Raw genomic sequence first — 6,000 nt, 5'->3', positions numbered from 1 at the left:
TAATTTTCCGGATTGGTATAATATACGCCATTAGCAAAGCCGCGGATTCTCCTACTTACCAAAACAGCGCGTGTTGGGAGTCTAAACCTCCAACCTTTCCATATACTAAGCCTCAGCAGAAATACTGGGGCTTTTTTGTATCTGCTGCTTCTACGAAGTAATGTTGGGATAACTAGGCGCTCCTAGCTCACCTGCGTGCTCGAATCTCCGGAGTGCCTACTCATTCCAGCCTTGCCATATTTAAGACTCTAGTCTGCACGTCTCGGCAGAAATGCTAGCGCTTTTTATTCCTGTCATTTTTACAAGTATCACTTGAAGTACCATGTGTTCCTTTAGCTATCTCTATCGAACACTGATTTAGTGCAGCCTTGCTGTATTTAATGACTTAGTTCAAAGCTAAAGCTTTCTGTTCACCACTCATCTAGCTCCGTAGTCCTGTTAATAACTAACGCTATTCTAGCGAGACGTTGAGTCCCGTTATTTTTGTTTCCAGGTGAAAGGTGAAGCCTTTCGATTGAAGCTTATATAACTTGAGAGTGGGTTATTGGGTAGACTAGCGAGTGGGCAGAAGAACTAATTCTCTGTATGACTTAAGCTCCTTAAAGAGTTCTGTCCACCCACATTAAGGCTTTCGATTACTCAAATATTAGCGGTATCAAATATCGATATGAGCTCTATGTTCCACGCATATCTTTCAGCGATAGCTCCAGTATGGGAATTGGTGAGTTTGACTTTCATTGGGTATAAAAAAGGCCACCTAAAGTAGGCGGCTTTGGTTGATCTATCTAGGTGTTAATCTAGCTCTTTCTCTGCTTGTTTTGCTTTCTCTATCATAGGAGTGATTGTTGAGCCTTGAACTAGAATAGAGAACACAACAACGGCGTATGTCATGACAAGGATTATCTCTTTTACATCTATTGCTTTGTCTTCAATTACCCAGATACCTGAAGGGATTGAAAGTGCCATGGCTAGTGCTAAGCCACCGCGTAAACCACCCCAAGTTAGAATCTTAATCGACCACGGGTTGTAAGTTCTAAAGCGTTTAAATCCGATGTAAGACAAGAAAACACTCAAGTAACGTGCACTCAATACTAGAGGGACTGCGAACGCCATTAAGATCCAGTCTTCTTGGTGGAATTTGAATAACAGCATCGACATACCAATTAGTAGGAATAATACGCCGTTTAAGAATTCATCTATCAACTCCCAGAAATGATCTAGGTGATCTTCACTCTCTTTCGAGAATCCGATAAAGCGAGTCCAGTTACCAATCATGATACCTGATACCACCATCGCTAATGGGCCTGATACATGTAGAACTTCAGCAAACGCATAACCAGCAGTTGGGATGCCGATGGTTAATAGCAACTCCATCGAGTGGTCATCGGTATTGCTGATTAGGTAGTGGAATACAAGACCTAAAACAAAACCATAGACAATGCCGCCAATCGCCTCTTGAACGAATAGCATGGTCACACTACCGACGGTTGGCGCTTCTGTGCCGAATGCGATAGTAAATAGGGTTACGAAGATAACTAAGCCAAAACCATCGTTGAATAGAGATTCTCCCTCGATTTGAGTAGAGATTCTTCTGGGAGCGTCGAGTTTCTTTACTATTGCTAGCACGGCGATGGGATCGGTTGGAGAGATTAGCGAGCCAAAGAGTAGGCAGTAAATCAGATCAAATTGAATACCGATGAACTGGCAAAACCCGTACAGCACAAAACCGATAAAGAATGTTGAAAACAGCGTAGCACCTAACGCGAGTACTGTTATTTCCCATTTCTGGTCTTTTAGGTTTGGTAATTTGATTCCCAAACCGCCTGCAAATAGTAAGAATCCTAATATCCCTTTTAGAAGGAAATCTTCAAAATTGATACTGGCAACGGTCTCTGAGGCAATGTCTGCCAATTGGAACCAATTATTTTGTCCCGCAATGATAATCAATAGAGATAACATCATTGAGCCAGCTGTGATGGCGATGGTTGTCTGCATTTTACCAATTTTTGTATTCACGAAAGCAATAAGCATGGCTGCAGCGGACAAGAAGCATAAGGTGTAATAGACCGACATTGGGATTCCAACATGTAACAAAGTATGAATATGAATTTTCGTTGTCTCATGCTCAAATAGCAAACATTTTTTTGTCATGACTCAGTAATCAATTTCCTTTTTTAGACGTCTAGACTCCTTTTTAATGTGTGATAGGATGGAGGGATAATTAAAGGAATGAGGTTGTACCGTGGGAAGTAATGTAAGGCAAAAGATTGACGCTCTGTTGAAGCAACGAATTTTACTGATTGATGGTGGCATGGGCACCATGATTCAGGATTATAAATTGGAAGAGCAAGACTATCGTGGTGAACGCTTTGCTGATTGGCACAGTGACTTAAAGGGCAACAATGACCTTTTAGTTCTTACACAGCCTAAGCTTATCAAAGATATCCATATGGAGTATTTGGAAGCTGGGGCTGACATCCTCGAAACCAATACCTTTAACGCTACAACCATCGCTATGGCCGACTACGATATGGAAAGCCTTAGTGAAGAGATTAACTTTGCTGCTGCCAAGCTTGCTCGTGAAGCAGCTGATGAATGGACTGCAAAGACCCCAGATAAACCTCGCTTCGTCGCGGGTGTATTAGGCCCTACCAACCGAACTTGTTCTATCTCGCCTGATGTAAACGATCCAGGTTACCGTAATGTTAGCTTTGACGAACTGGTTGAAGCCTATTCTGAATCGACTCGCGCGCTCATTAAGGGCGGTTCAGATTTAATTCTTATTGAAACTATCTTTGATACGTTAAACGCGAAAGCGTGTGCCTTTGCCGTTGAATCTGTTTTTGAAGAGGTGGGTATTGCTCTTCCAGTGATGATTTCCGGTACCATCACTGACGCATCAGGTCGTACCCTTTCAGGACAGACGACAGAAGCATTCTACAACGCCCTTCGTCATGTAAAACCAATCTCATTTGGATTGAACTGTGCATTGGGCCCTGATGAACTGCGTGAGTATGTCGGTGAGATGTCTCGTATCTCAGAGTGCAATGTTTCTGCTCACCCTAATGCGGGTTTGCCTAATGCATTTGGTGAGTATGACCTTTCTCCTGAGGATATGGCTGAACATGTTAAAGAGTGGGCTGAAAGTGGCTTCTTGAACCTAATTGGTGGGTGTTGTGGTACTACTCCAGAGCATATCCGTCAAATGGCTGAGGCCGTTGAAGGTGTAACGCCGCGTCAATTGCCAGACTTACCAGTTTCTTGTCGTCTTTCGGGACTAGAGCCACTGACGATAGCTAAAGAATCTTTGTTCGTGAATGTAGGTGAGCGGACCAATGTCACTGGTTCTGCGCGTTTCAAGCGTTTGATCAAAGAAGAGCTTTACGACGAAGCATTGAGTGTTGCTCGCGAGCAAGTCGAAAATGGCGCTCAGATTATCGATATCAACATGGATGAAGGGATGCTAGACGCCGAGGCGTGTATGGTTAAATTCCTGAATCTATGTGCTTCAGAACCTGAAATATCGAAAGTACCTGTTATGGTCGATTCTTCTAAGTGGGAAGTTATCGAAGCTGGCCTAAAGTGTATTCAAGGCAAAGGCATCGTTAACTCAATCTCTCTAAAAGAAGGCAAAGAGAAGTTTGTTGAGCAAGCCAAATTAGTTCGTCGTTATGGTGCTGCTGTGATCGTGATGGCGTTTGATGAAGTCGGGCAGGCTGATACTCGAGAGCGTAAAGTCGAAATCTGTACCAATGCCTACAACATTCTTGTTGATGAAGTCGGTTTCCCACCAGAAGATATTATTTTTGACCCGAATATTTTCGCAGTGGCTACTGGTATCGATGAGCATAATAACTATGCGGTTGATTTCATTGAAGCAGTAGGAGACATCAAACGCGATCTCCCGCATGCGATGATCTCTGGCGGTGTGTCGAATGTTTCATTCTCATTCCGTGGTAATAACTACGTCCGTGAGGCTATTCACGCGGTATTCCTATATCACTGTTTTAAAAACGGTATGGATATGGGCATTGTAAACGCTGGTCAGTTGGAAATTTACGATAATGTTCCAGAAGATCTGCGTGATGCTGTTGAAGATGTGGTACTAAACCGTCGTGATGATTCGACTGAAAGATTGCTGGATATGGCGACCGAATACCTAGAGCGTGCTGTTGGTAAGGTTGAAGATAAATCTGCATTAGAGTGGCGAACTTGGCCTGTAGAGAAGCGTTTGGAGCACTCTTTGGTAAAAGGTATCACCGACTTTATTGTTGAAGATACCGAAGAAGCTCGTGTTAATGCCTCTCGTCCTATTGAAGTGATTGAAGGTCCTCTAATGGACGGAATGAACGTTGTTGGTGACCTGTTTGGTGAAGGTAAGATGTTCTTACCACAGGTTGTAAAGTCTGCGCGTGTGATGAAACAGGCGGTTGCCCATTTAGAACCATTCATTAATGCATCCAAAGAAGTGGGCGCAACTAACGGTAAGATTTTGTTAGCGACCGTTAAAGGTGACGTTCACGATATCGGTAAAAATATCGTTGGTGTGGTTTTACAGTGTAATAACTACGAAATTATCGACTTAGGTGTGATGGTTTCTTGCGAGAAGATTCTCAAGGTAGCGAAAGAAGAGAATGTCGACATTATTGGCCTGTCTGGGCTGATTACACCGTCTCTTGATGAAATGGTACATGTTGCTAAAGAAATGGAGAGACAGGGTTTCAAGCTGCCTCTTCTGATTGGCGGCGCAACCACATCTAAAGCTCACACAGCAGTTAAGATTGAGCAGAATTATTCAGAACCTGTTGTATACGTAAATAATGCCTCGCGTGCAGTGGGTGTTTGTACTTCACTACTTTCTGATGAATTGAAACCCGCTTTCGTTGAGAAGCTGGATATCGATTACGATCGCGTTCGAGATCAGCACAATCGTAAGAAGCCTCGTACCAAGCCTGTCACGCTTGAAAGAGCTCGTGCCAATAAAGTTGCTATCGATTGGGATGCGTATACGCCACCGGCACCCGCTAAGCCGGGAGTGCACATTTTCAATGATTTTGATGTGGCAACTTTGCGTCAGTACATCGATTGGACTCCATTCTTTATGACATGGTCATTGGTTGGTAAATACCCTGCAATCCTTGATCATGAGGAAGTGGGTGAAGAGGCAAAACGTTTATTCAAAGATGCTAATGATTTACTGGATCGCGTAGAGAAAGAGAAATTACTTGAAGCGCGTGGCATGTGTGCCATGTTCCCAGCGAACAGTGTTGGTGATGATATTGAGGTGTATACCGATGAATCTCGTACCGAAGTTCTAAAAGTTCTACACAATCTTCGTCAACAAACAGAGAAACCAAAAGGTTTTAACTATTGCCTGTCAGATTACATTGCGCCAAAAGAAAGCGGTAAAGCGGACTGGATTGGTGGCTTTGCGGTGACGGGTGGTATTGGTGAGCGAGAGCTGGCTGATGAATATAAAGCGAAAGGCGATGACTACAACGCGATTATGATTCAGGCGGTTGCTGACCGATTGGCTGAAGCGTTCGCGGAGTACCTGCATAAAGAAGTGAGAAAGGATATCTGGGGTTACTCGCCAGATGAGAATTTGTCTAACGACGATTTGATTCGAGAGAAATACCAAGGTATTCGTCCAGCTCCAGGTTACCCTGCTTGCCCAGAGCATACAGAGAAAGGTACGTTGTGGGAGCTGATGGACGTTGAAAAGGCAATCGATATGTCATTAACGACAAGCTACGCGATGTGGCCTGGTGCCTCAGTGTCTGGTATGTATTTCTCACACCCTGATGCTAGATACTTTGCTATTGCACAGATTCAACAGGATCAAGTGGATAGCTATGCTGACCGCAAAGGTTGGGACATGTTAGAAGCCGAGAAGTGGTTAGGTCCAAACATTAACTAGTTTGAATCTACGACGAGCTTTGATTCGTATAGTAAAAAAGAAAAAGGGTTGCTTAATCGCAACCCTTTTTGTATCTGAGA

The 6,000-nt window shown here is 43.6% G+C and carries 2 protein-coding genes; one reads left to right on the top strand and one right to left on the bottom strand.

Features of this window, described 5'->3' with window-relative positions; genetic code table 11:
* Positions 1–792: 792 nt before the first annotated feature.
* Positions 793–2,073 (bottom strand): sodium:proton antiporter, encoded by a 1,281-nt coding sequence (locus AB4329_RS06235; protein WP_017061334.1) that lies wholly within the window; start codon positions 2,071–2,073, stop codon positions 793–795.
* A gap of 169 nt (positions 2,074–2,242) precedes the next feature.
* Between AB4329_RS06235 and metH the strand changes: the two genes are divergently transcribed.
* Positions 2,243–5,920, top strand: coding sequence for a methionine synthase (gene metH / locus AB4329_RS06230; RefSeq protein WP_017068719.1), 3,678 nt, complete (start codon positions 2,243–2,245; stop codon positions 5,918–5,920).
* Positions 5,921–6,000 lie beyond the last annotated feature (80 nt).

Origin of the sequence: Vibrio sp. 10N.261.54.A5, from assembly GCF_041471145.1 — a bacterium.
GTDB classification, from domain to species: Bacteria; Pseudomonadota; Gammaproteobacteria; order Enterobacterales; family Vibrionaceae; genus Vibrio; species Vibrio crassostreae_C.
The sequence above is the reverse complement of the archived record's forward strand: the minus strand, read 5'-3'. Positions and strand labels throughout refer to the sequence as shown.

What these genes read in the sequence shown, in the direction of transcription:
- AB4329_RS06235 (WP_017061334.1), bottom strand. Translation starts at nt 2,073, where the DNA reads ATGTCGGTCTATTACACCTTATGCTTCTTGTCCGCTGCAGCCATGCTT.